Raw genomic sequence first — 22,951 nt, 5'->3', positions numbered from 1 at the left:
AAAGGGAAGACAATGGCAGAACTATCGATCAGCCCCGACGTCATCCGTGACGCGCTGAAGGACTTCGCCGCCGCCTACGAGCCCAGTGGCGCTGCAGCGACCGAGGTCGGCACCGTCATCGACGCCGCCGACGGCATCGCGCACGTCGAGGGACTGCCCGGCGTCATGGCGAACGAGCTCGTCACGTTCGGCGACGGCACCAAGGGCCTGGCGCTGAACCTCGACGAGCACGAGATCGGTGTCGTCGTCCTCGGCGAATTCACCGGCATCGAGGCCGGTCAGGAAGTCACCCGCACGGGTGAGGTCCTCTCCGTCCCGGTCGGCGACGGCTTCCTCGGCCGCGTGGTCGACCCGCTCGGCACTCCGATCGACGGCCTCGGCGCGATCGCTGCCGAGGGTCGCCGCGAGCTCGAGCTGCAGGCGCCAGGCGTCATGCAGCGCAAGAGCGTGCACGAGCCGCTGCAGACGGGCATCAAGGCCATCGACGCGATGATCCCGGTCGGACGCGGTCAGCGTCAGCTGATCATCGGCGACCGCCAGACCGGCAAGACCGCGATCGCGATCGACACGATCATCAACCAGAAGGCCAACTGGGAGTCCGGCGACGCCAACAAGCAGGTTCGCTGCATCTACGTCGCCATCGGCCAGAAGGGTTCGACCATCGCCTCGGTGAAGGGCGCCCTCGAGGACGCCGGTGCGATGGAGTACACCACCATCGTCGCGGCTCCCGCCTCCGACCCGGCCGGCTTCAAGTACATCGCTCCCTACACGGGCTCCGCGATCGGTCAGCACTGGATGTACGGCGGCAAGCACGTCCTCATCATCTTCGACGACCTGTCGAAGCAGGCCGAGGCCTACCGTGCCGTCTCCCTCCTGCTGCGCCGCCCGCCGGGCCGCGAGGCCTACCCGGGTGACGTCTTCTACCTGCACTCGCGTCTGCTCGAGCGCTGCGCGAAGCTGTCCGACGAGCTCGGCGCAGGATCGATGACGGGTCTCCCGATCATCGAGACCAAGGCGAACGACGTCTCGGCGTACATCCCGACCAACGTGATCTCGATCACGGACGGCCAGATCTTCCTGCAGTCCGACCTGTTCAACGCCAACCAGCGTCCTGCGGTCGACGTGGGCATCTCGGTGTCGCGCGTCGGTGGTGACGCCCAGGTCAAGTCGATCAAGAAGGTCTCGGGTACGTTGAAGCTCGAGCTGGCGCAGTACCGCTCGCTCGAGGCGTTCGCGATGTTCGCCTCCGACCTCGACCAGGCATCTCGTCGCCAGCTGTCCCGCGGTGCGCGACTGACCGAGCTGCTCAAGCAGCCGCAGTACTCGCCGTACCCGGTGGAGGACCAGGTCGTCTCGATCTGGGCCGGCACCAACGGCAAGCTGGACACCATCGAGGTCTCCGATGTCCTCCGTTTCGAGCGCGAGCTGCTCGATCACCTGCGTCGCAACACCAAGGTGCTCGACACGCTGCGCGAGACGAACGTGCTGGACGACGCCACGGTCGCCGAGCTGACCAAGGCCACCGACGCGTTCATCCTGGAGTTCCAGGGCGGCAAGGGACAGTCCATCGGCGCCCCTGGGCACGAGGAGCACGCTGCGGCAGAGGCCTCGGACGTCAACCAGGAGAAGATCGTCAAGGGTCGTCGCGCGTAACGCGCGGGGTACGCACTTATGGGCGCTCAACTCAGGGTCTACAAGCAGAAGATCTCTTCTGCTCAGACGACCAAGAAGATCACGAAGGCGATGGAGCTCATCGCGGCTTCGCGCATTCAGAAGGCGATGGCGCGCGTCCGCGCGTCGTCTCCCTTCGCGCGTGCCGTGACCCGAGCCGTCTCCGCCGTCGCGACGTACTCGAATGTCGATCACCCGCTCACCCGTGAGCCCGAGACGGTCCACCGCTCCGCGGTGGTGATCTTCTCGTCGGACCGCGGTCTCGCCGGTGCCTTCAACTCGCAGATCATGCGAGAGGCGCTGGAGCTGGCGGAGCTCATCCGCTCCGAGGGCAGCGAGCCGGTGTTTTACCTGATCGGTCGCAAGGCCGTCGGCTACTTCCAGTTCCGCGGCATCGCGGCGGCTGCGGAGTGGACCGGTGACACGGACACCCCGCACTTCTCCACTGCGGAGGAGATCTCGGCTGCGCTGCTCGAGGCCTTCAACCGCGGCGGTGCGAACGGGGGAGTGGATGAGATCCACCTCGTGTACAACCGCTTCGTGAGCATGATGACGCAGAGCCCGGAGACGGTGCGTCTGCTTCCGCTCGAGATCACGGAGTCGGACGAGACGGATGCCGCTGGCGCCGTCTACCCGCTCTACGAGTTCGAACCGGATGCCGAGACCGTGCTCGACGCGATCCTGCCGGTGTACATCCAGAGCCGGGTCTTCAATGCCCTGCTGCAGTCGTCGGCCGCCAAGCAGGCCGCGACGCAGAAGGCGATGAAGTCCGCCAGCGACAACGCCGACAAGCTCATCACCGATTACACCCGTCTGCGCAACAACGCGCGCCAGGCGGAGATCACGCAGCAGATCGCAGAGATCGTCGGCGGTGCCGACGCGCTCTCGTCGAGCAAATAAGACCCTCAAGAAAGAGACGAAGATATGACCCCCACCGCCACAGCTGAGGCTGCGACCGCGGTCGTCGGGCGCGTCGCACGCGTCACGGGCCCGGTCGTCGACATCGAGTTCCCGCACGACTCGATCCCCGAGATCTACAACGCGCTCAAGACCACGATCACGATCGGCGACGAGTCGACCGAGATCACGCTCGAGGTCGCACAGCACCTCGGTGACGATCTGATCCGCGCCATCGCCCTGAAGCCGACCGACGGCATCGTCCGCGGCCAGGAAGTGCGCGACACCGGCGAGGCCATCTCGGTCCCCGTCGGCGACGTCACCAAGGGCAAGGTCTTCAACGTGATCGGCGAGGTCCTCAACGCCGAGCCGGGTGAGCAGATCGAGATCACCGAGCGCTGGCCGATCCACCGCAAGGCGCCGAACTTCGACCAGCTCGAGTCGAAGACGCAGATGTTCGAGACCGGCATCAAGTCGATCGACCTCCTCACGCCCTACGTGCTGGGTGGAAAGATCGGCCTGTTCGGCGGCGCCGGCGTCGGCAAGACCGTCCTCATCCAGGAGATGATCCAGCGTGTGGCTCAGGACCACGGTGGCGTCTCGGTGTTCGCCGGTGTCGGCGAGCGCACTCGTGAGGGCAACGACCTGATCGCCGAGATGGAAGAGGCGGGCGTCTTCGACAAGACCGCCCTCGTCTTCGGCCAGATGGACGAGCCGCCGGGAACGCGTCTGCGCGTGGCGCTGTCGGCACTGACGATGGCGGAGTACTTCCGCGACGTGCAGAAGCAGGACGTGCTGCTGTTCATCGACAACATCTTCCGCTTCACGCAGGCCGGTTCCGAGGTCTCCACGCTGCTGGGTCGCATGCCCTCGGCCGTGGGCTACCAGCCGAACCTCGCCGACGAGATGGGCGTGCTCCAGGAGCGCATCACGTCGACGCGTGGTCACTCGATCACCTCGCTGCAGGCGATCTACGTGCCCGCCGATGACTACACCGACCCGGCTCCGGCGACGACCTTCGCGCACCTCGACGCGACGACCGAGCTGAGCCGCGAGATCGCGTCGAAGGGTCTGTACCCGGCCATCGATCCGCTGACCTCGACGTCGCGCATCATGGACCCCCGCTACTTGGGCGAGGACCACTACCGCGTCGCGACCACGGTCAAGCAGATCCTCCAGAAGAACAAGGAACTGCAGGAGATCATCGCCATCCTCGGTGTCGACGAGCTCTCCGAAGAGGACAAGATCGTCGTGTCGCGTGCACGTCGCATCCAGCAGTTCCTTTCGCAGAACACCTACATGGCGAAGAAGTTCACCGGCGTCGAGGGCTCCACGGTCCCGCTCAAGGACACGATCGAGTCCTTCGACGCGATCGCCAAGGGCGAGTTCGACCACGTCGCCGAGCAGGCCTTCTTCAACGTCGGCGGCATCTCCGACGTCGAAGAGCAGTGGGCGAAGATCCAGAAGGAGAACGCCTGATCATGGCCCTGAACGTCAGCCTTGTCTCCGCGGATGCGGAGGTCTGGTCGGGCGAGGCGAGCCTCGTCGTCGCCAAGACCGTCGAGGGGGAGATCGGCATCATGACCGGTCACGAGCCCGTGCTCGCCATCCTCGCGCAGGGCGAGGTGCGCATCACCCGTGAGGACGGGTCCAAGGTGCTCGCCAACGCGCAGGACGGGTTCCTCTCCATGGAGGGCGACACCCTGACGATCGTGGCGGGCAACGCCGCGCTCATCGCCTGATCCGACCGATTCATCTCATCGAGGCGCCCGTCTCCGGTTCTCCGGGGCGGGCGCCTCGACGCGTCCGCCAGGGAAGCACCCATGAAGATCCTTCTGCCGCCGTCTGAGACGAAGCGCGTCGGCGGTGCGCCGTCGCCGTTGCGCAGCGAGCATCTGGCGCTGCCTGCGCTGCGCGCGCACCGGGAGAGCGTCATCGATGCGTTGGTGGGGCTCGCCGCCGATGAGGCCGCCGCTCGCCGCGTGCTCAAACTGAGCGAGCGTCAGTCCGGTGATGTGCAGCACAACCGCGAGCTGCGCACCGCTCCGACGATGCCGGCGGTGGACAGGTACACCGGCGTGCTCTACGACGCACTGGATGCCGCGACGCTGGACGCCGCGGCCAGAGCGCGTCTGCATGAGCACGTGCTGATCCACTCGGCACCGCTCGGCCCGATCGCGGCGCTCGACCCGATCCCGATGTACCGGCTCTCGGCGGGGACGTCCCTGCCAGGGGTCCCGCCGCTGCGGAGGCACTGGGCGGATGCCGTGACGCTCGCGCTGGCGGAGCAGGATGCACCGTTCGTGCTGGACCTGCGCAGCGAGGCCTATGTCGCGCTCGGGCCGGTCCCGGCATCCGTGCCCTCGGCGTACGTGCGCGTCGTGACGGATGCCGACGGCACGACCCGTGCGCTCAACCACTTCAACAAGAAGGCGAAGGGTGCATTCGTCCGCGCCTTCGCCGAAGGTCGCTTCGTGCCGCGGTCGGCACAGGAGCTCCTGGAGTGGGCGGGCAGGAGCGGTATCCGGCTGCGGACCACCCCGGAGCAGGGCATCTGGGAGCTCGTCGTCGCATCCTGAGGCGTGCGGCATCGGGGTCCGGCACGACGTGTCCGACGGGCCGGGCGGTTCGTTGCTTGGTCTGGAGCGGTATGGGAGAGTAGTCGTGCTTCGGCTTCTGAAGAAGCCACTCCAGGGAAGGACTTCCATGTCGAACGATGCAACCGGATCCGGGGATCCGAACAACTCAGAGCAGCCCGGAGCTGGCGTGCCGCCGACTCCGCCCACCGCACCGGAGCAGCCCGCAGCGCCTCCGGCCACGCCGCCTGCCGCCCCGCAGCCTCCGGTGGCTCCTCCGGCAGCTCCGCAGCCGCCTGTCCCGCCTCAGCAGCCCGCTCAGGCCCAGCCCGGCGCACCGGTCTACGGTCAGCCCGCGCCGCCCGCTCCGGGATACGCCCAGCCCGCGCCCGGGTACGCTCAGCCCGGCTACCCCGCCGCGGGGCAGCCGCAGTACGGTCAGCAGGCCAGTTACGGCGCCCCCGGCTACGGCGGGGCACCGCTCCAGCCGAGCAACATCACCGCGAACCTGTGGCTCTCGGTGTTCTTCAGCTGGATTCCGGCGCTGATCTTCTACCTGGTCGAGAAGGACAAGGTCGCGCCGAACTATCAGCGCGCGAACGCGGCCAACCTCAATTACCAGATCATCGTCGTGATCGCGTATGCGGCCGCGGGTCTGCTCACGATCGTCACCTTCGGGATCGGGGCGTTCCTGTACTTCCTGCTGCCGATCGCTCAGCTGATCATCGGCATCATCCACGCGATCAACGTCCCGACGCAGCTGCAGTCGGGTCAGGAGGGCAAGTTCTACCTCGCCCCCAAGTGGGTGAAGTGATCGCGAACGCGTGACAGGAGAGGGGCTTCCGACATCTCGTCGGGAGCCCCTCTCCTGTGTGCGGCGACACGGCCGGGCGTCTTCCGCATCCGCCGGGTCCCACACCGGATAGCGTTGAGGCATGGCGTTCTCGCACCGTTCCGTGTCCACTACGATGTGTGGGAGTCCTGCGGCCACCCGGATCGCCGCTGGAACACCGGAGGAAGCTCGTGGTTGACCGAACAGCGCAGACGCTCGACGTCGACGATCGCTTCACGCTGACCTGGGCGGGAGCGACCGATCGCGGTCGTCGTCGCGATTCCAATCAGGACGCCTTCCTGGCGGAGTACCCGCTGTTCGTCGTCGCCGACGGCATGGGCGGTCATGCCGGGGGCGAGATCGCGAGCCGGAGCACCATCGAGCGGCTCGAGGCCGTCGTGCACAACGGCACCGTCGATGCGGAGACGATCGAGAACGCGCTCGCCCTCGCCGTCAAGGACATCGCCTCGCATCCCGAGACGACGGACGAGGGAACGGGCACGACCCTGACCGGCGTCTACATCGACGTCGTCTCGGACCCGCCGCGCTGGGTGTCGTTGAACATCGGAGACTCCCGCGTGTACCTGCTGCGGGACGACCAGCTCGCCCAGATCACGACGGACCACTCGGTCGTTCAGGAGCTCATCGCCTCCGGCAGGCTGAGTCCGGAAGAGGCCGAGGGTCATCCCTACAGCAACGTGATCACGCGCGCGGTGGGGGCCAGTGAACTCTTCGCCCCCGACTACCTCGGGATCGAGGTCCACGACGGGGACCGTTTCGTCATCTGCTCGGACGGGCTGACGAAGGAACTGACCGACTACGGGATCCAGCACTTCCTGCGTGAGCACTCGGACCCGGCCGCTGCCGTGGACGCGATGCTGGATGCCGCGCTGGAGAACGGCGGGCGCGACAACGTCACGCTCATCGTCGTGCAGGTCGTCGCGCACTCGCCCTCCACAGAGTCCTGATCCGCCGGTTCCGGGCGTGACCCTGTGCACAGGGCTCCCCGCGCCGCGCTGAGGGTGTTCGCTGGGCGGCATGACGTCCGATTCCATCGCACTCCCGGCCGCCGTCCCTCCGCCGCGTCGCCCGCCGATCCCGTTCGTCGCGGCGCTCGTCCCGTTGGCCGCCGGTGTCGTGCTCTGGACGGTCACCGGCTCGATCCTGTCGCTGTGCTTCGCACTGCTCGGGCCGCTCATGATCTTCGGCTCCCTGCTCGACGGCATCCGCCAGCGTCGTCGTGAGACCAAGCGTCTGGCCGCAGAGGCCGAGGCGGCATGGACACGCGCGGAGGACGAGCTCGCCGAACGACGGAGACAGGAGAGCGCTCGCCTGTGGCGGAGGCATCCCGACGTGGCAAGGTGCCTGACGGCGGAACCCCTGCATGAGGATCTTCCGGTGGACGCAGGGACGGCAATCGTGCTGGGCTGCGGCGAGACACCGAGTGAGATCCGGCTCACCGGTGGCGACGACGAGCGGGGCCGCGAGATGCGCCGGCGGGCGGTACTCCTCGACGACGCGCCGGTCGTTGTCGCGCTGGGGCGCGGTGTCTGCATCAGGGCACCACGCACGATCGGACTCGCGATCGCGCGGGCTCTCGTCGCACAGCTGTGCCTGCGGTACCTGCCGTCCCGGCTCGTTCTGGCGGGACCGCTGCCCGAGGGCTGGAGCTTCGGGCACGCCCGATCGGGCATGCGAGGGGCCTGGTCGGTCGGTCTCGGGTTGGGCGGTGAAGCAGCATCCGCAGCCGACTCCGTGATCTGGGTCTGCGATCAGGGGGATGCGGTGCCGGACGGCATCACGACCGTGATCGACTGCACCGACCCGACCGACGCGACGCTGCGCACGGCGGACGGCGACCAGCGGATCGCCGTCGAATGCCTGTCCGCGGCGCAGCTCGCCGAGCTCGCACGCGCCAGCGCGGAGCGGATCGGCGGCGCAGCGGAACTGCCCGAGCGCGTGCGACTGGCAGAGTTGGCAGCGATCGAGGCGCGGCCGGGCGGACTGGCGGCGGCGATCGGACGCCGGATCGACGGCGACGTCGTGGTCGACCTGGTCGCGGACGGGCCGCACGCCATGGTCACCGGGATGACGGGGGTCGGCAAGAGCGAGCTGCTGGTGACCTGGGTGGCCGCCATCGCCGCGACGCGTGCGCCGGAGGAGGTGGTGTTCGTCCTCGCCGATTTCAAGGGCGGGACTGCCTTCGACCCGCTCGCGGGGCTCCCGCACGTGACGGCCGTGCTCACCGATCTGGACGAAGAAGGCGCACGACGAGGGGTCGAGAGTCTCACCGCCGAACTGCGACGCCGGGAACGGATTCTCGCCGCTGCAGGGGCGAAGGACATCTCCGACCCCGCAGTGCGGATGCCGCGCCTGGTGATCGTGGTGGACGAGTTCGCAGCATTGCTGCAGGAGCATCCGGATCTCGGCGCCGTGTTCACCGACATCGCCGCACGAGGACGAGCGCTCGGCATGCATCTGATCCTCGGCACGCAGCGCGCGGCCGGCGTGATCAGGGATGCACTCGCGGCGAACTGCCCGCTGCGCATCAGCTTGCGCGTCTCGGACCCCGCGGACAGCCGGATGGTGATCGGATCCGAAGACGCCGCCGACCTCGATGGCGGGCCGCTCGCGCGCGGCATCGCATTCGTCCGCCGTCCGCAGGATGCTGCGGCCGGTGCGATGCGGGTGGCGCTGACCGGGCACGACCATCTCGAGGAGATCGTCACGCGCTGGTCGCACGTCGAACGACCGCTCGGTCCGTGGCTGCCCGCGTTGCCGACGATGCTCCCGCTGGATGCGCTCGCGCCAGCCTCGGCGGGCGAGGCGATCATCGGGCTCGCGGATGAGCCGCAGCGCCAGAGGCAGCCGGTCATCACGCTGCGTGCGGGGCGCGAGCGCGGGTTCGGAGTGATCGGCGGACCCGGCGCCGGAAAGAGCACCGTGCTCCGGACACTGCGCGCGCAGGATCCGACGGCGTTCACGATCCCGTCCGACCCGGAGCGCGCCTGGGACGCCCTCGGCGTCCTGGAACGCGGTGAGACGGCCGCGAGCCTCATCCTCTGCGACGACGTGGACCGGCTGCTCGCCGCCTATCCGACCGATTACGCGCTCGCTTTCGCGGATCGCATGGAGCAGTTCATCCGCGCAGCGGAAGGGCGCGGAGTAGTGCTCACAGCCGGGCGGTCGTCCGGCACGGCAACCCGTGTGCTCGAGGCGCTCCCGGAGCGGATGCTGCTCCGACTGCCCACCCGGAGCGAGCATCTCGCTGCGGGGGGCGAGACCGCGACCTTCCTCCGCGAGCGACCGGCCGGGCGGGGGCATCTGGCGGCACGCGAGGTGCAGGTCGCCTGGGTGCCGTCCGGGCCCGACACGCCCGCCTCCGATGGCCCGGCATCGGAGGACCGCTGGCATCCGGAACGCCGTCTCATTGGGATCGTCGGCAACGGCTCCGGTCGCCTCCTCGATGGGCTCCGATCGGCATTCCCGGGTTGGGAGGTCGTTCCCGCGGGACCTGCCGCGGCGGCAGCAGGGGAGGGGGAACCAGGTGCCGTCGAAGGGACGACGGGCTGCATCATCGTCGGCGACGGCGAGAGCTGGCAGCGCGATTGGACCAGGTGGCAGCGTGTACGCGCGGAGGGGGAGATCCTGGTGATCGCCGAATGCGCAGCGCAGCTGCGCACGATGGTCGGCGTCCGCGAGCTCGCTCCCTACGCGCGGCCGCACCGGGCACGTGCATGGCGTGTGCTCGACGGCCGGCCTCCGACGCGCGTGGTGCTGCCGCGCGAGACGGAGGCCGGCTGAGCAGAGTCGCCCGGCGCTGCTCAGCGAGGATCAGGCGGTCCGGGTCCGGCCGGCTGAGCGCGGTCCGGCCGATCTGTGGCGGGCCGACCGAGCGGTCGGAGCACGTCGGCCAGCGGCGTCAGCGGCAGGTCGTGCGCGGCCGCGACGCCCGGGTTGACGACCGACCCGCCGGTGATGTTCAATCCGGCGGCGAGCGCGCCGTCCTTCGTCATCGCCGCGCGCCACCCGTTCGCCGCGATCGCGCGTGCGTATGGAAGAGTGGCGTTGGTCAGAGCCGAGGTCGACGTGTTCGGCACCGCGCCCGGCATGTTCGCGACGCAGTAGAACACGGTGTCGTGCACAGGAAACGTCGGCGCATCGTGCGTGGTCGGGTGCGTGTCCTCGAAGCATCCGCCCTGATCGACCGCGATGTCGACGAGGACGCTGCCGGGTCGCATCCGCTCGACCATGTCGCTCGTCACGAGCTTGGGCGCTCGCGCGCCCGGGATCAGCACCGAGCCGATGACCAGGTCGGAGTCGACGACGGCACGTCCGAGGTCCATCGGGTTGGATGCCGCGGTCTTGACGCGGCCGCCGAAGTGATCGTCCAGCATCCGCAGACGCGCGATGTTCGTGTCGTAGATCGTGACATCCGCGCCCATGCCGCTCGCGACGACCGCCGCGTTGGCGCCGGCGACGCCGCCGCCGATCACGGTCACGCGCGCGGGCCGGGTCCCGGGTACGCCGGACATCAGCAGGCCGAGACCGCCCTGCGAACGCATCAGCGTGTGCGCGCCGACGAGCGGCGCGAGTCGGCCGGCGACTTCGCTCATCGGGGCGAGCAGCGGCAGTCCGCCGCCGGCGAGCTGGACGGTCTCGTACGCGATCGCGGTCATGCCGGACGCGATCAGCCGTTCGGTCAGCGGGCGATCGGCGGCGAGGTGCAGGTAGGTGAACAGCGTGAGGTCGTCGCGGAAGTGCGCGTACTCGCTCGCGATCGGCTCCTTGACCTTCATCACGAGCTCCGCGCGGCCCCACACCTCGGCCGGGTCGTCGACCCGGAGGGCACCGGCGTCGACGTACTCGGCATCCGGCATGGACGAACCGGCACCTGCTCCCGCCTGCACGACCACCTCGTGGCCGCTCCTCACGAGATCGTGCACGCCGGAGGGCGTGAGAGCGACGCGGTACTCGTTGTTCTTCACCTCGGTGGGGACGCTGATCCTCATCGTGGCTCCTTTCCTCCCCTCCTCATCGAGGGGGATCACCGCCCCAGGTGGGGGCTCAGATGGCGCTGCCGGGGCGGATGACCCCGACATCGCTCCCGCCGCCGGTGATGGCGAGGGGAAGCTGTTCGGCCAGCGCGCGCACGTCCGCGTCGGCGAGTGCGCCGGCGCGGACGAGCAGCGTCGCGGCGACGATCGTGGAGGCGCGGGCACCGCCGTCGAGCATCTTCAGCGCGACCGTGGCTCCGTTCGGGGCGACCATGACCATGACGCCCTCCGCGCCGCCCTTGGCGAACACGCCGAGCTTCTCGATCGCGATCGTGTCGGGGCGGCCGGGGCCCTCGATGGTCCACGGGTTCTCGCGCACTGCGCGCACGAGTGTGCCCGCGACCCGGTGCAGGGCGAACGGGGATCGCTCGGATGCCGACCCGATCCGGTGGATCGCGCGAGCGAGACCGGTCAGCGTCATCGCGTACACGGGTGCACCGCACCCGTCGATCGCCGTGTGCGCGATCTTCTCGCCCGTGAGCCGCTCGACCACCTCGCGGATGTGGACCTGCAGCGGATGCGACGGATCCAGATACCCCTGGGTCGGCCAGCCCGTGGCCACGCAGGCGCGGAGCATCGCCGCGTGCTTGCCCGAGCAGTTCATGCGCACGCGGCTGGGGGAGCCGTGATCGCGCACGAGGTCGTCACGCGCTGCGCTGTCGCTCGGCCACGCCGGCGGGCAGCCGAGATCGTCTTCGTTCAGGCCGCCGGCGACGAGCATCTCGCGCACGGTCTCGACATGACGGTCCGTGCCGACGTGGCTGGCTGTGGACAGCGCCAGCTGCTCACCCTCGAGCGGGGCGCCTGCCGTGATGCATGCCACGGCCTGCAGCGGCTTGAGGCTGGAGCGCGGAAGGATCAGCGCATCCGCGTTGCCGTGCCTGGCGACGACATCGCCCTCGGGTGAGAGGACCACGGCGGCGCCGACATGGCGGGATTCGATGAAGCCGCTCCGTTCGACGACAGCGAGTTCGACGGCATCCGCAGCAGTGAGAGTCTCCAGCACCTCACAAGCCTAACGCGGGTGCCAGACTGGAGACATGAGCCTGGGCGAACACCACTACGAACTGACGTCCACCTGGACCGGCAATCAGGGCACGGGCACGAGCGGGTACCGCGAATACGCCCGCGACGTCACGATCGGGATCGAGGGCAAGCCCGAACTGCTCGCTTCGGCGGACAAGCCGTTCCGCGGCGACCCTGCGCGGTGGAACCCCGAGGATCTCCTGCTCGCATCCCTGTCGGAATGCCATCTGCTGTCGTACCTGCACGCGTGCGTCACGGCCGGCGTCGTCGTCGTGTCGTATCGCGATCGGGCGACCGGCGTCATGCGCGAGGACGGGAAAGGCGGCGGTGCGTTCGCCGAGGTGGTTCTGCATCCCGAGGTCGTCGTGGCGGATGCCGGGATGATCGCCGCCGCCGAGCAGGCGCACGCCCAGGCCAACGCGTGGTGCTTCATCGCGAACTCGGTGAACTTCCCGGTGCACCACGAGGCGACGGTCACCGCGGCCCAGGGACAACTCCAGGTCGGGCTCTGAGCCCGCAGCGGGTCGGGCCCTGAGCCCGCCGAAGGTCAGCGCCGCTCGTGCGGCAGCGCCTGCTTGATCTTCTCGATGGTTCCCTGCGCCGGGGCCTCGTTGTACGCGTCGGCGAGCTCCTGGCCGCTCAGCGCGTGGATCGCGGCCATGATCTGGTCGGTCGCGAGACGGCGGGCCTTTCCGCTGGACGCAGGGCCGTGCGGGGAGACGTCGATCGGCTCGCCGAACTTCACGGTGATCCGCTCCCGCAGCGAGGGCATCTTGGCACCCTTCGGCATGACGCGGTCCGTGCCGATGAGGCCGACCGGGACGACCGGCGCACCGGTCTGCAGGGCGAGGAAGGCGACGCCGGTGCGCCCCTTGTACAACCGGCCATCCGTCGAACGAGTGCCCTCGGGATAGAGAGCGACCGCGAGCCCTTCCTCCAGAAGCTTGCGCTGCTGATCGAGCGCATCGAGAGCAGCCTGGCCTGCGCCGCGGCGCACCGGGATCGCGCCGATGGATTCGAAGAAGGTCCGACTGAGGGCACCGCTGAATCCGGTGCCCTCGAAGTAGCTGGACTTCGCGAGGAAGTGCACTGGGCGAGGAGCGGCGACCGGGATCGCGATCGAGTCGATGAACGACAGGTGATTGCTCGCGAAGATGACGGGACCGGTGCGCGGGACGTTGTCCTTTCCCTCGACGCGCGGTCGGTAGACCAGACCCGCCAACGGGCGGATGACCGCGCGGCCGAGGGTATACGTGAAACCGGCGTGGCGAGGGGTATCGGACTCTTCCACCGACGTTTCGGGCGCGTCGGACGGCTCAGAGGTCATCCGCTCAGCCTACGCCCGAGATCATTCCGTTATCGGAATGCAATCGCGTCGGCTTTCGATTCGCTGTGTCTCCCAGCGCGGGCAAAGGCGGATGCACCAGGATGGTGGGGTTCCCTTCTTCGACTCGAGGTTTCACTGTGCGCACGCGTCCGATCGTCCTCCTTTCCACCCTCGCCGCAGCGACCCTGCTTCTCGCAGGCTGCGGCTCGAGCACACCGGAGGCCACGGAGACCCCGGATGCCTCGACGGATCTGTGCTCGGTGGCGGCGGCATCCGGTGACGCATCGGATGGCGTGACGATCGACGGAACGTTCGGCGAGGTGTCGACCGCGACCTTCGAGACCGGTCAGACCGTCGACGAACTGCAGCGCACCGTGGTGAGTGAGGGCGATGGCGAGAAGATCGCCGATGGCGACTACGTCGCCTACGCACTGAGCGCATTCGCCGCCGACACCGGTGAGCGGGTCGGCGACGCGGGCTACACCGAGGGCGAACTCCTGCCCGCGCAGATCACCGCTGACGCCTCGCTCGCGCAGGTCATAGGCTGCGCCACTGTCGGCACGCGCCTCTCGGTCGCGTTCCCGACCAGCGAGCAGGCCGCAGCGCAGTTCTACATCATCGACGTGCTCGGCGTCACGCCGACCGCTGCCTGGGGCACCGAGCAGGAGCCCGTCGACGGCATGCCGACGGTGAAGCTCGCCGACGACGGGGAGCCCAGCGTCGAGATCCCGGATGCCGAGGCGCCGGCCGAGCTGCAGATCGCAGTGCTCAAGGAGGGCGACGGCGCGCCGGTCGCGGCCGGGGACACGACCCTGCTGCAGTACCAGGGCGTTGACTGGGAGACCGGCGAGGTGTTCGACGCGTCCTGGCAGAACGGGGCCCCGATCTCGATCCAGGGCAACACCTACGTCGAGGGGTTCATCCAGGCTCTCGAGGGCCAGAAGGTCGGCTCGCAGGTGCTCGTCGTGATTCCGCCGGCGCTGGGCTACGGCGAGGCCGGCACCAGCGATCATGAGCTCGCGGGCAAGACGCTCGTCTTCGTGATCGACATCCTCGCGAACCAGACGGCCGTCACCCAGCAGTAGCCTCGCCGCTAGGCTGGCGGCATGCGTCGCGTCATCGTCCTCGGCTCCACCGGTTCCATCGGCACTCAGGCGCTGGATGTGATCCGAGCGAACCCGCGCCGGTTCGAGCTGGTCGGGATCGCCGCGGGGTCCAACACCGAACTGCTCACGCAGCAGGCCGAGGAGTTCCGAGTCGACGACACCGCACTCGGTGCCGACGAGGCGCAGGCACTGGTGCGCGATGTCGAGGCGGATGTGGTCCTCAATGCGATCACCGGATCGATCGGCCTCGGCTCGACGCTCGAAGCACTGAAGGCGGGCCGCACCCTGGCTCTCGCGAACAAGGAATCGCTCATCGTCGGCGGTGAGCTCGTTCTGGCCGCAGCATCCGAGGGGCAGATCGTCCCTGTCGACTCCGAGCACTCCGCACTCGCGCAGGCGCTGCGGTCCGGGTCCAAGGAAGAAGTGCGCCGACTGGTCGTCACGGCCTCCGGCGGGCCGTTCCGGGGGCGTACCCGCGGCGAGTTGTCGAACGTCACCCCCGCCGAAGCGCTCGCCCATCCCACCTGGAACATGGGACGGGTCGTCACGACGAACTCGGCCACGCTGGTGAACAAGGGACTCGAGGTGATCGAGGCGCACCTGCTGTTCGACGTGGACTACGACGACATCGACGTGGTCGTGCATCCCCAGTCGATCGTGCACTCCATGGTCGAGTTCATCGACGGTTCGACGATCGCGCAGGCGTCTCCGCCGGACATGCGACTCGCGATCTCACTCGGACTGGATTGGCCGAACAGGGTCGGGGGAGTCGGACGACCGATGGACTGGACGCAGCCGGCCCAGTGGACGTTCGAACCGCTCGACGACGAGGCGTTCCCCGCCGTCGCGCTGGCCAAAGCGGTCGGACGAGCCGGAGCGACGTTCCCCGCGGTCTACAACGCGGCCAACGAACAGGCGGTCGACGCGTTCCACGACGGCCGGCTGCCGTTTCTCGGGATCGTCGACACGATCGCCGCGGTGGTCGATGCGCACGAGCCGCCGGAGGTGCTCTCCGTGGCGACGCTGAACGAGGCCGAGCGCTGGGCGCGCGAGCGCGCCGACCGGCTCATCGCCTCCTGACATTTCATCCCGCGAGACTTGCCTTGCGGGGTGATGCTTGGCCAGCCAGGGCAAGTGTCGCCGCACAAGGCAAGTCTCGCGGGGCGAGCGGGCCGGGGTCGGACAGGTCAGCGCACGCGGGTCTGCGCGGGCCGGAGCGGGGCAGGCGGGGTCAGCGGACCGGCCACCCGGCATCCTCCAGCGCCTGGCGGGCGAGCGCGCGAGCCGAGAACGGCGTCCGGACGCCGTCGATCTCGCGGTAGTCCTGATGCCCAGGACCCGCCCAGAGGATCGCGTCGCCGTCGCCGGTCATACCGACGGCCGTGCGGATCGCGTCCTCGGGAGCCGCGACCTCGATGATCTCGGCATCCGACCCGGCGCTGCGCGCTCCCTCCAGAAGCGCGGCGCGGATCGGTGCGGGTTCCTCGTACCGCGGATGGTGATCGGTCACGATGACGACGTCGGCGCCCTCGGCGGCGACGCGTCCCATGACCGGACGCTTGAGCGTGTCTCGGTTGCCCGACGCGCCGAACATCATCACGACGCGACCGGGGGTCACCTTCCGCACCGCGGCGAGCGTCTTCTCGAAGGAATCCGGCGTGTGCGAGAAGTCGACGTAGACGGCGGGTCCGGTGGCGCCCGAGACGAGCTCGGTGCGTCCCGGGAGCGCCGCATCGACGCGTCCGTCCCTGGCGAGGGACGCGGCGATGCGCTCGAACGGGTGACCGCCCTCGACGAGCATGGCGATCGCGAGGCCCGTGTTGGCTGCCATGTGCGCGCCGATGACCGGGATGCTCGTGGTGACCTCGGCGCCGTCGGGGGCCTGCACGGTGAAGGTCGTGCCGCGCTGGTTCTCGTCGACGATCGTCACGATCCAATCGGCGTCGGCCGCGGCATCCCGGTCCTCGGCGAGTTGCGGCGCCCCCACCGTGACGAGGGGGATCTCGGACCGCCGGACCACTTCCCACCCGGATGCCGTGTCCACGCAGACCACGCCGCGGCGCGCGCGATCGGGGCGGAACAGCGCCAGCTTGGCCTCGAGGTACGTCGCCATGTCGCCGTAGTCGTCGAGATGATCGTGCGTCAGGTTCGTGAAGCCGGCCACGTCGAACACGATGCCATCCACACGATGCCGCGAAAGGGCCTGCGCGCTGACCTCGACCGCCACCGCCGTCACGTCGCGTTCGCGCATGAGGGCGAGCAACGCGTGCATCTCGGAGGACTCCGGCGTGGTCAGGCGCGACACGATGGTGCGACCGGCGATGTGCCGTTCGGCCGTCGAGCTCAGGCCGGTGGTGACGCCGAGCTGCCCGAGGACGCCCTCGAGCACGTGGGCGGTGCTGGTCTTGCCGTTGGTCCCGGTGACGGCGAACAGCTGCGGCATGTCGTGGTCCGTGCCGTACAGCCAGGCGCTGATGTGTCCGAGCACCGCGCGCGGGTCGTCGGCGACGAGTACGGGAAGCCCTGTCGGCGCGGCGAGAGCGGCACCGGATTCGTCGGTCAGGATCGCAACGGCGCCCTGGTCCGCCGCGGCCTGCGCGAACTCGGCCCCGTGTCGGCGGGCCCCCTGGATGCCGACGAAGATCTCCCCGCCGCGCAGATCAGCCGTCGCGAGCGTGATGCCCTGCGCGTACGACCCCGTCAGGTCGCCGCGGACGTCGAGATCGAAGTGGTCGGCGAGTTCCGCCAGCGATCTGCGAGGCGGGTCCTCCGGGCGGAGAACGGGAGGCAGGGGAGCGGATGCGGGTTCGATGACCATGTCCTGTCCAGTTTCTCACGCGGTGTGCGGATGCCGGGGTGGGAGCGCATGCTCCCACCCCGGGTCGTCGGCCGAGCGGTGTCGGTAGGCGAGGATGGCGACGAGCCGTGCCGCGATACCGGCGACGAGGACGCCGGTCCGGAGCGCGATCGTCAGTCAGAGGTGTCGGCGGCGCCGGAGGATGTCGCGGATGCTTTGGATGAGAGGTGGGAGCAGCGCCCCCGGACTCTTACGCCGAGCGGTGTCGCTAGGCGAGGAAGGCGACGATCAGCGTCGCGATGCCGGCGACGAGGCCGCTGGTCCGGAGCGCGATCGCCAGTCAGAGGTGTCGGCGGCACCGGAGGATGTCGCGGACGCTCTGGCCGGGGTGGGAGCAAAGGGCTCCCACCCCGGGGTAGTCAGGCCGAGCGGCGACGGTACGCGAGGATCGTCACGGCCGGGGCGGAGGGGCCGGCGAGGAGGCCGTCGGCCCCTCGCGCGATCGCCGGCGCGCTGGAGCCGACGGTGCCGGAGGATGTCGCGGACGCTCTGGCCGGGGTGGGAGCAAAGGGCTCCCACCCCGGGGTAGTCAGGCCGAGCGGCGACGGTACGCGAGGATCGCGACGACCAGGGCCGCGATGCCGGCCACGAGGCCCCCTGCTCCGAGCGCGATCGCCAGCGGCTCGGCGGCGTCGGATGCGTCTGCCGACTGGTCCCCTTGTGCCGACTCGGTTGCCGCCTCGCCGGATGCCGCGTGCGCGCCATCGCCGGCATCCGCGCTGTCCGTGGCCGCGACCAGGCTCACGACTGGCGCCGGGGCGTCCAGATCGTGCGGGTTCTGGCCCTCTTCGGCGATCTCCGTCCACTCGGCGGTTCCGCTCTCGCAGAGCTGCTCGACGGGGAAGGCGAGCGATTCGGCGGCGTCCTCCGCCGGGCGCACCTGCATGCTGACGGCACCTCGAAGATCGGTCGGCACCGGGGTGGCCGCGGAGTACGTGACGACGTCGACGAGGCCGTCGTCACCGCGCTCGACCGCGATGTCCCACCCCGCCTCTACCGTGGGGGAGACCGAGGCGAGGCCCTCGGGCATCGTGATCCGCAGGGCGGTGGTGGGCGAGTGCTCGCAGCCGTGCGTGAACGAGAACGTGAGCACGGTGGCCTCATCGGCCGCGAGGGCGTCTGGCGTGACGCCGACGTGGGCCGAGGCAACGGCCGGTGCGGCGATGGCGAGGCCGGCACCGAGGGCGACGGCGAGGGCGGTGCGGCGGAAGGGGGTACGTGACATGAGTGATTCTCCTGAGTCTGATGGGCGGTCGCCGCCTGGCGCGGCGCCGGGTCCCGTCGAAACCCGACGGGCGCGCACATCGAGGCACCGCATCCGGAGGGTGCGGGGCGGGAATGCGCGGATCAGACCGAGGGCGGACCGCGTCGGCTGACGACGGCGGCCAGGGGCGCGAGCCGCGTCGTGAGGACGAGCGTCGTCGGTGCCAGCCGCGCCCGAGTGCGCACGGGCAGGACCGGGACCACGGGCAGCAGGCGCGCGCGTGCCCAGCCGGCGATCGCGCGAAGCATCCGCTCGCCGTGCCAGATCAGCAGCGTGGTGGCGAGCGCCGCGAGGGCGTGCGAGAGCAGCATCGGTGCATCCGGGGCGACGGCGGCGACGACAGGCCCGAGCTGCACCACATGGTGGGCGTGACCGCTCGCAGGCAGGCCGGTGTCCGTCAGGCTTCCAGCGAGCACCTGGAACAGCACGTGGAAGGCGGCCTGGGAGACGAGGACCGTGAGCGCGGTGCGGGCGGCCGACGGACGTCGCCCGATCAGCGCCGAGGCGAGCGGCACGAGCAGGATGCTGAGCGCGACCACGAGGAGCGGATGCGGCGGCATCCCACCGCCGACCGTGTGCGAGACGGCGGCGAGCGTCGTCGCCACCGAGGTCGCCGCAGCAGCGCGCAGAAGTCGCAGCTGCCGGGAGGTCATTCCTGAAGTCTAGGCGGACGCAGGGGGACTCAGCGGATTCCTCGTGACCGACCAGTACGGTGATCAGGTGGAAATCCTGCTCTACGTGGTCGGCATCCTCTTCATGCTCGTCGGCCTCGGCGTCTCGATCGGGTTGCACGAGGTCGGCCATCTCGTCCCCGCGAAGCTGTTCGGCGTGCGCGTCGGGCAGTACATGATCGGTTTCGGTCCTCGCCTGTGGTCCAAGAGGATCGGCGAGACCGAGTACGGCTTCAAGGTTCTTCCGCTGGGGGGATTCATCTCGATGTCCGGGATGTATCCGGCATCCACCAGCGACAAGCCCGCCGGCGGGGTCTTCCGCACTCTGATCCAGGACGCGCGCTCGGCCAACGACGAGACGATCGCCGCCGGAGCCGAGGACCGGGTCTTCTACAAGCTGCCCGTCTACAAGCGCATCATCGTCATGCTCGGCGGACCGCTGATGAACCTTCTGCTCGCGATCGTCATCTTCACGGTGCTCGCGTCCGGCATCGGGATGCAGCAGGGTACGACGACGATCGCCTCGGTGTCGGAATGCGTGCTCCCGGCCGGGACGACCCAGACCGAGTGCGCGGCCGATGACCCGGCGACGCCGGCCGCCGAGGCCGGCGTACAGCCGGGCGACGTGATCGTGTCGATCGACGGCACGGCGGTCGACACGTTCGCCGAGGCGACCGAGATCGTGCAGGCTTCGCCCGGCGAGTCCCTGGAGGTCATCGTCGACCGCGATGGCGAGCAGATGCCGTTGGAGATCACGCCGATCGAGGTGGAGCGCACGCTCACCGACGCCTCAGGGCAGCCGCTGCTCGACGAAAACGGCGACGAGGTCGTCGCCGAAGTCGGCTACGTCGGCATGGGGTCCCAGATGGGCCTTATCCAGCAGCCGCTGACGACCGGCTTCCAGATGACGATGGAGACCGCGGGGCGCGTCACGAGCATGATCGCCACGCTGCCGGTGCGGCTGTGGGATATCGCGGTGTCGACCTTCACGGGCGGCGAGCGGGATCCGAACGGACCGCTCAGCGTCGTCGGCGTCGGTCGTCTCGCCGGCGAGGTCGCGGCGACGGACGCGCCGGTGCTGAACCGGTTCGCGGTGCTGCTGAATCTGCTGGGAGCGCTCAACGTCGCGCTGTTCGTCTTCAACATGATCCCGTTGCTGCCGTTGGACGGCGGGCACATCGCCGTGGCGCTGTGGGACGGCATCCGACGCGCGTGGGCGAAGCTGTTCCACCGGCCTCCGCCCGCTCCGGTGGATGCGACGCGACTGGTGCCGCTGACCGTCGTCGTGGCGACGCTGCTGATCGCGATGGGTGCGCTGTTGCTGATCGCCGACGTCTTCAATCCCGTCGATCTGCTGGGCGGCTGACCTCCGTCCTGTGTTGCATAGCGCCGGTGCCTGCCATCAGCGGTGTGTCGTGTGTCAGCGAGGCGGGTGGGCGACGAGTTCGGCGAGTTCGTCGCTGCTGCGGTTCGCCGGCGTCTTGAGTCGGGTCGATCTGTTGGGTGGCTGACCTCCGCGCCGGGCTGCATGGCGCCGGTGCCTGCGGTCAACGGCGGGTCGAGCCCCAGCGAGGCGGGTGGGCGACGAGTCCTGCGAGTTCGTCGCTGCTGCGGTTCGCCGACGTCTTCAATCCCGTCGATCTGCTGGGCGGCTGACCTTCGCGCCGGGCTGCATGGCGCCGGTGCCTGCGCCCGGCTGCATGGCGCCGGCGCAAGCGGTCAGCGGCGGGTCAAGCCCCAGCGAGGCGGGTGTGCGACAGGCTCCGCGGGATCGTCACGCGAGGGCGTGCGCGACGAGTCGCTCGAGGGTGCGGATGCCGTCGCGCGAGAGGATCGACTCCAGATGCCCCTGCACGCTGGCGACGTGCGGTGCGCGCAGCGCGTAGACGTCGCCGGTCACGGCATCTGCGGACACCTCCGCTTCGCCGACGAGCGTCGTCCCCGGCGCGACGCGCGCGGTGAATGTGTTGTAGAAGCCGATCGAAGCGTCCTCGCCGAACACGGGGACGACCTTCTGCAACCCCTGGTGCGGGCTGTCGAGCGGAGCGAGCCCGATCCCGAAGCCGTCGGCGAGGATCTGGTGGCTCAGGCAGACGGCCAGGAGCGGCCGCTGCTGCTCCCGTCGTCGGGCGACGAGGTCCCGCATGCGTGCGATGCGGGGGCTCGACCCATCGCGTGGATCGCCCGGTCCGGGGCCCGCGACGACGAGATCGGCGGCGTCGGCATCCGCATCGGTCGCCTCGCTCCACGGCAGGATGCGCACCTCGAGACCGAGGTGGCGCAACTGGTGCGCGAGCATCGTGGTGAACCGGTCCTCGGCATCCACGACGAGCGCGGAGCGGCCGGCGAACGCTCCCGCCGCATCGTCGCCCTGGGGGTTGAGCCAGAACTCGGCCAGGCGCGAGTTGCGCGCGTTCAGCAGGGCGCTCACCTCGGCATCCGCGGCGAGATCGACGGGCCGGGCCGGAGCGTCCGCATCCACCACTTCGTCCCGGTCGATCGCACCGATCGCGCCGAGGACGCCGGCCGCCTTGCCGTGGGTCTCGCTGACCTCGCCGTGCGGGTCGGAATGGCGCACGAGCGTCGCGCCGACCGGCACGCGCAGTTCGCCGTCCTGGGCGTAGACCGTGCGAATGAGGATGGGGGCGTCGAGGTCGTGACCGCCATGCGCGTTCGGAGTGAACAGGGCGGCGACGCCCGAATAGTAGCCGCGGGGTTTCGCCTCGTGGCGGCGGATGACGGTGCACGCATTCTGCATCGGGGAGCCGGTCACGGTGGGCGCGAACATCGTCTCGCGGAGGATGTCGCGCGGGTCGAGTCGGCTGGAGCCGCGCAGCATGTACTCGGTGTGCGTGAGGCGTGACATCTGCTTGAGATGCGGGCCGGTGATGCGTCCGCCGTCGGAGCAGACGGCGCTCATCATCTTGAGCTCCTCGTCGACGACCATGAAGAGCTCTTCGGTCTCCTTGGCGGAGGAGAGGAACTCGACGAGCGACTCCTTGGTCGCCCCGCCCGCTGGATGCCGGAAGGTGCCGGAGATCGGGTTCATCGTGACGATGCCGTCCTGCGCCACCACATGCGCCTCGGGGCTCGCGCCGACGAGGACCTGGCCGGGGGTGACGACCGCGAACGTCCAGTACGCACCGCGTTCGTGCTCGAGCAGGGCGCGGAACCACGTGAGGGCCGCGGTGCGGTCGTCGGCGTCGAAGCGCGCGGTGTAGTCGCGGCGGATCACGAAGTTCGCGCCCTCGCCCCGGCCGATCTCGTCGGCGATGACGCGCTCGACGACCGCCGCGTAGTCGTCGTCGGAGATGTCGAACCCGGCATCATGCAGGGCGATCGGGTCGCGGGGGAGCGATGCCACCAGGTCGGCGAACGGCAGGTGCTCGTGATGGTCGACGATGAGGCAGCGCAACGGGGTCGCGTCGTCCTGCGCCTCGAAGCCGCGCTCGCGGACCTGGCGGTACGGGACGAGCGCGAACACTTCCTGGGCTGTGCCCTCGGACGTCAGCGGGATGTCGGCGAGCAGATCGACGTCGATGACGTCGCCCGTGAGCAGCTCGATGCTGTCCGAGCCGTCGCGTGCGATGAGCACGAAAGCGGCGCTCTGATCGGGCAGCTGAATCATCGGGGTCTCCTGAGGATCGGGCATCCGGCGCGACTCAAC

20 protein-coding genes are annotated in these 22,951 nt (G+C 69.5%); 13 read left to right on the top strand and 7 right to left on the bottom strand.

Translation table 11 applies throughout. The features are described 5' to 3' along the window. The first annotated feature begins 12 nt into the window (after positions 1-12). The 8 genes from atpA to M2317_RS01685 all read left to right on the top strand — a co-directional run bounded on the left by atpA (position 13) and on the right by M2317_RS01685 (position 9,780). On the top strand, positions 13-1,653 hold the full coding sequence (gene atpA, locus M2317_RS01720) for a F0F1 ATP synthase subunit alpha (RefSeq protein WP_429456719.1): 1,641 nt from the start codon (positions 13-15) through the stop codon (positions 1,651-1,653). Between the two features lie 18 nt (positions 1,654-1,671). Further along, positions 1,672-2,571, top strand: a complete 900-nt coding sequence (locus M2317_RS01715; protein ID WP_429456718.1) for a F0F1 ATP synthase subunit gamma — start codon at positions 1,672-1,674, stop codon at positions 2,569-2,571. 24 nt (positions 2,572-2,595) lie between these two features. After that, positions 2,596-4,047, top strand: coding sequence for a F0F1 ATP synthase subunit beta (gene atpD, locus M2317_RS01710; protein ID WP_406249748.1), 1,452 nt, complete (start codon positions 2,596-2,598; stop codon positions 4,045-4,047). Between the two features lie 2 nt (positions 4,048-4,049). Continuing rightward, positions 4,050-4,310, top strand: coding sequence for a F0F1 ATP synthase subunit epsilon (locus M2317_RS01705; RefSeq protein ID WP_264157494.1), 261 nt, complete (start codon positions 4,050-4,052; stop codon positions 4,308-4,310). 81 nt (positions 4,311-4,391) lie between these two features. Next, a complete protein-coding gene (locus tag M2317_RS01700; protein ID WP_429456716.1) occupies positions 4,392-5,147 on the top strand; it encodes a YaaA family protein in 756 nt (251 codons plus the stop codon). A gap of 127 nt (positions 5,148-5,274) precedes the next feature. Beyond that, positions 5,275-5,958, top strand: coding sequence for a DUF4870 domain-containing protein (locus tag M2317_RS01695; RefSeq protein WP_429456714.1), 684 nt, complete (start codon positions 5,275-5,277; stop codon positions 5,956-5,958). A 209-nt stretch (positions 5,959-6,167) separates the two neighbouring features. After that, positions 6,168-6,944 carry a PP2C family protein-serine/threonine phosphatase gene (locus M2317_RS01690; protein WP_429456712.1) on the top strand — a complete coding sequence of 259 codons (777 nt, stop codon included), beginning with the start codon at positions 6,168-6,170 and terminating at the stop codon, positions 6,942-6,944. A gap of 70 nt (positions 6,945-7,014) precedes the next feature. Continuing rightward, entirely contained in the window at positions 7,015-9,780 is a 2,766-nt protein-coding gene (locus tag M2317_RS01685) for an FtsK/SpoIIIE domain-containing protein (protein ID WP_429456710.1), read from the top strand. A 20-nt stretch (positions 9,781-9,800) separates the two neighbouring features. On the opposite strand, the gene ald is transcribed toward M2317_RS01685, so the two are convergent. Next, the gene (gene ald / locus M2317_RS01680) at positions 9,801-10,988 is read right to left on the bottom strand and encodes an alanine dehydrogenase (protein WP_429456708.1); all 1,188 of its coding nucleotides are present in this window, start codon (positions 10,986-10,988) and stop codon (positions 9,801-9,803) included. 55 nt (positions 10,989-11,043) lie between these two features. Next, entirely contained in the window at positions 11,044-12,039 is a 996-nt protein-coding gene (locus M2317_RS01675) for an asparaginase (protein ID WP_429456706.1), read from the bottom strand. A gap of 34 nt (positions 12,040-12,073) precedes the next feature. Here M2317_RS01675 and M2317_RS01670 point away from each other — a divergent pair, with 34 nt between their 5' ends. Next, the gene (locus M2317_RS01670; RefSeq protein WP_429456704.1) at positions 12,074-12,571 is read left to right on the top strand and encodes an OsmC family protein; all 498 of its coding nucleotides are present in this window, start codon (positions 12,074-12,076) and stop codon (positions 12,569-12,571) included. A gap of 35 nt (positions 12,572-12,606) precedes the next feature. Here M2317_RS01670 and M2317_RS01665 read toward each other — a convergent pair whose 3' ends face one another. Next, complete coding sequence (locus tag M2317_RS01665) at positions 12,607-13,386, bottom strand: lysophospholipid acyltransferase family protein (RefSeq protein WP_429456702.1); 780 nt, start codon at positions 13,384-13,386, stop codon at positions 12,607-12,609. A 137-nt stretch (positions 13,387-13,523) separates the two neighbouring features. Between M2317_RS01665 and M2317_RS01660 the strand changes: the two genes are divergently transcribed. Continuing rightward, positions 13,524-14,471, top strand: coding sequence for an FKBP-type peptidyl-prolyl cis-trans isomerase (locus tag M2317_RS01660; protein ID WP_429456700.1), 948 nt, complete (start codon positions 13,524-13,526; stop codon positions 14,469-14,471). A gap of 21 nt (positions 14,472-14,492) precedes the next feature. Then, on the top strand, positions 14,493-15,572 hold the full coding sequence (gene dxr / locus M2317_RS01655) for a 1-deoxy-D-xylulose-5-phosphate reductoisomerase (protein ID WP_429456698.1): 1,080 nt from the start codon (positions 14,493-14,495) through the stop codon (positions 15,570-15,572). 151 nt (positions 15,573-15,723) lie between these two features. Here dxr and M2317_RS01650 read toward each other — a convergent pair whose 3' ends face one another. The 3 genes from M2317_RS01650 to M2317_RS01640 all read right to left on the bottom strand — a co-directional run bounded on the left by M2317_RS01650 (position 15,724) and on the right by M2317_RS01640 (position 19,266). Beyond that, positions 15,724-17,310, bottom strand: coding sequence for a Mur ligase family protein (locus M2317_RS01650; protein WP_429456696.1), 1,587 nt, complete (start codon positions 17,308-17,310; stop codon positions 15,724-15,726). Between the two features lie 568 nt (positions 17,311-17,878). After that, on the bottom strand, positions 17,879-18,574 hold the full coding sequence (locus tag M2317_RS01645) for a YcnI family protein (protein ID WP_429456694.1): 696 nt from the start codon (positions 18,572-18,574) through the stop codon (positions 17,879-17,881). A gap of 122 nt (positions 18,575-18,696) precedes the next feature. Then, the gene (locus M2317_RS01640; RefSeq protein ID WP_429456692.1) at positions 18,697-19,266 is read right to left on the bottom strand and encodes a hypothetical protein; all 570 of its coding nucleotides are present in this window, start codon (positions 19,264-19,266) and stop codon (positions 18,697-18,699) included. 67 nt (positions 19,267-19,333) lie between these two features. On the opposite strand from M2317_RS01640, the gene M2317_RS01635 reads away from it, so the two are divergent. Further along, positions 19,334-20,650, top strand: a complete 1,317-nt coding sequence (locus M2317_RS01635) for a M50 family metallopeptidase (protein WP_429457637.1) — start codon at positions 19,334-19,336, stop codon at positions 20,648-20,650. A gap of 137 nt (positions 20,651-20,787) precedes the next feature. Next, a complete protein-coding gene (locus M2317_RS01630; protein WP_429456690.1) occupies positions 20,788-20,940 on the top strand; it encodes a hypothetical protein in 153 nt (50 codons plus the stop codon). A 118-nt stretch (positions 20,941-21,058) separates the two neighbouring features. Here M2317_RS01630 and M2317_RS01625 read toward each other — a convergent pair whose 3' ends face one another. Continuing rightward, the gene (locus M2317_RS01625; RefSeq protein WP_429456688.1) at positions 21,059-22,912 is read right to left on the bottom strand and encodes a chorismate-binding protein; all 1,854 of its coding nucleotides are present in this window, start codon (positions 22,910-22,912) and stop codon (positions 21,059-21,061) included. Positions 22,913-22,951: the final 39 nt, after the last annotated feature.

It is taken from the genome of Microbacterium sp. ZKA21 (assembly GCF_050434165.1).
Lineage (GTDB): Bacteria > Actinomycetota > Actinomycetes > Actinomycetales > Microbacteriaceae > Microbacterium.
The sequence above is the reverse complement of the archived record's forward strand: the minus strand, read 5'-3'. Positions and strand labels throughout refer to the sequence as shown.

Coding starts and splice junctions, on each gene's coding strand:
- M2317_RS01625 (WP_429456688.1), bottom strand. CDS start 22,912: ATGATTCAGCTGCCCGATCAGAGCGCCGCTTTCGTGCTCATCGCACGC.
- atpA (WP_429456719.1), top strand. CDS start 13: ATGGCAGAACTATCGATCAGCCCCGACGTCATCCGTGACGCGCTGAAG.
- M2317_RS01685 (WP_429456710.1), top strand. CDS start 7,015: ATGACGTCCGATTCCATCGCACTCCCGGCCGCCGTCCCTCCGCCGCGT.
- M2317_RS01700 (WP_429456716.1), top strand. CDS start 4,392: ATGAAGATCCTTCTGCCGCCGTCTGAGACGAAGCGCGTCGGCGGTGCG.
- M2317_RS01645 (WP_429456694.1), bottom strand. CDS start 18,574: ATGTCACGTACCCCCTTCCGCCGCACCGCCCTCGCCGTCGCCCTCGGT.
- M2317_RS01665 (WP_429456702.1), bottom strand. CDS start 13,386: ATGACCTCTGAGCCGTCCGACGCGCCCGAAACGTCGGTGGAAGAGTCC.
- M2317_RS01695 (WP_429456714.1), top strand. CDS start 5,275: ATGTCGAACGATGCAACCGGATCCGGGGATCCGAACAACTCAGAGCAG.
- M2317_RS01650 (WP_429456696.1), bottom strand. CDS start 17,310: ATGGTCATCGAACCCGCATCCGCTCCCCTGCCTCCCGTTCTCCGCCCG.
- M2317_RS01640 (WP_429456692.1), bottom strand. CDS start 19,266: ATGACCTCCCGGCAGCTGCGACTTCTGCGCGCTGCTGCGGCGACCTCG.
- dxr (WP_429456698.1), top strand. CDS start 14,493: ATGCGTCGCGTCATCGTCCTCGGCTCCACCGGTTCCATCGGCACTCAG.
- M2317_RS01670 (WP_429456704.1), top strand. CDS start 12,074: ATGAGCCTGGGCGAACACCACTACGAACTGACGTCCACCTGGACCGGC.
- atpD (WP_406249748.1), top strand. CDS start 2,596: ATGACCCCCACCGCCACAGCTGAGGCTGCGACCGCGGTCGTCGGGCGC.
- M2317_RS01715 (WP_429456718.1), top strand. CDS start 1,672: ATGGGCGCTCAACTCAGGGTCTACAAGCAGAAGATCTCTTCTGCTCAG.
- ald (WP_429456708.1), bottom strand. CDS start 10,988: ATGAGGATCAGCGTCCCCACCGAGGTGAAGAACAACGAGTACCGCGTC.
- M2317_RS01705 (WP_264157494.1), top strand. CDS start 4,050: ATGGCCCTGAACGTCAGCCTTGTCTCCGCGGATGCGGAGGTCTGGTCG.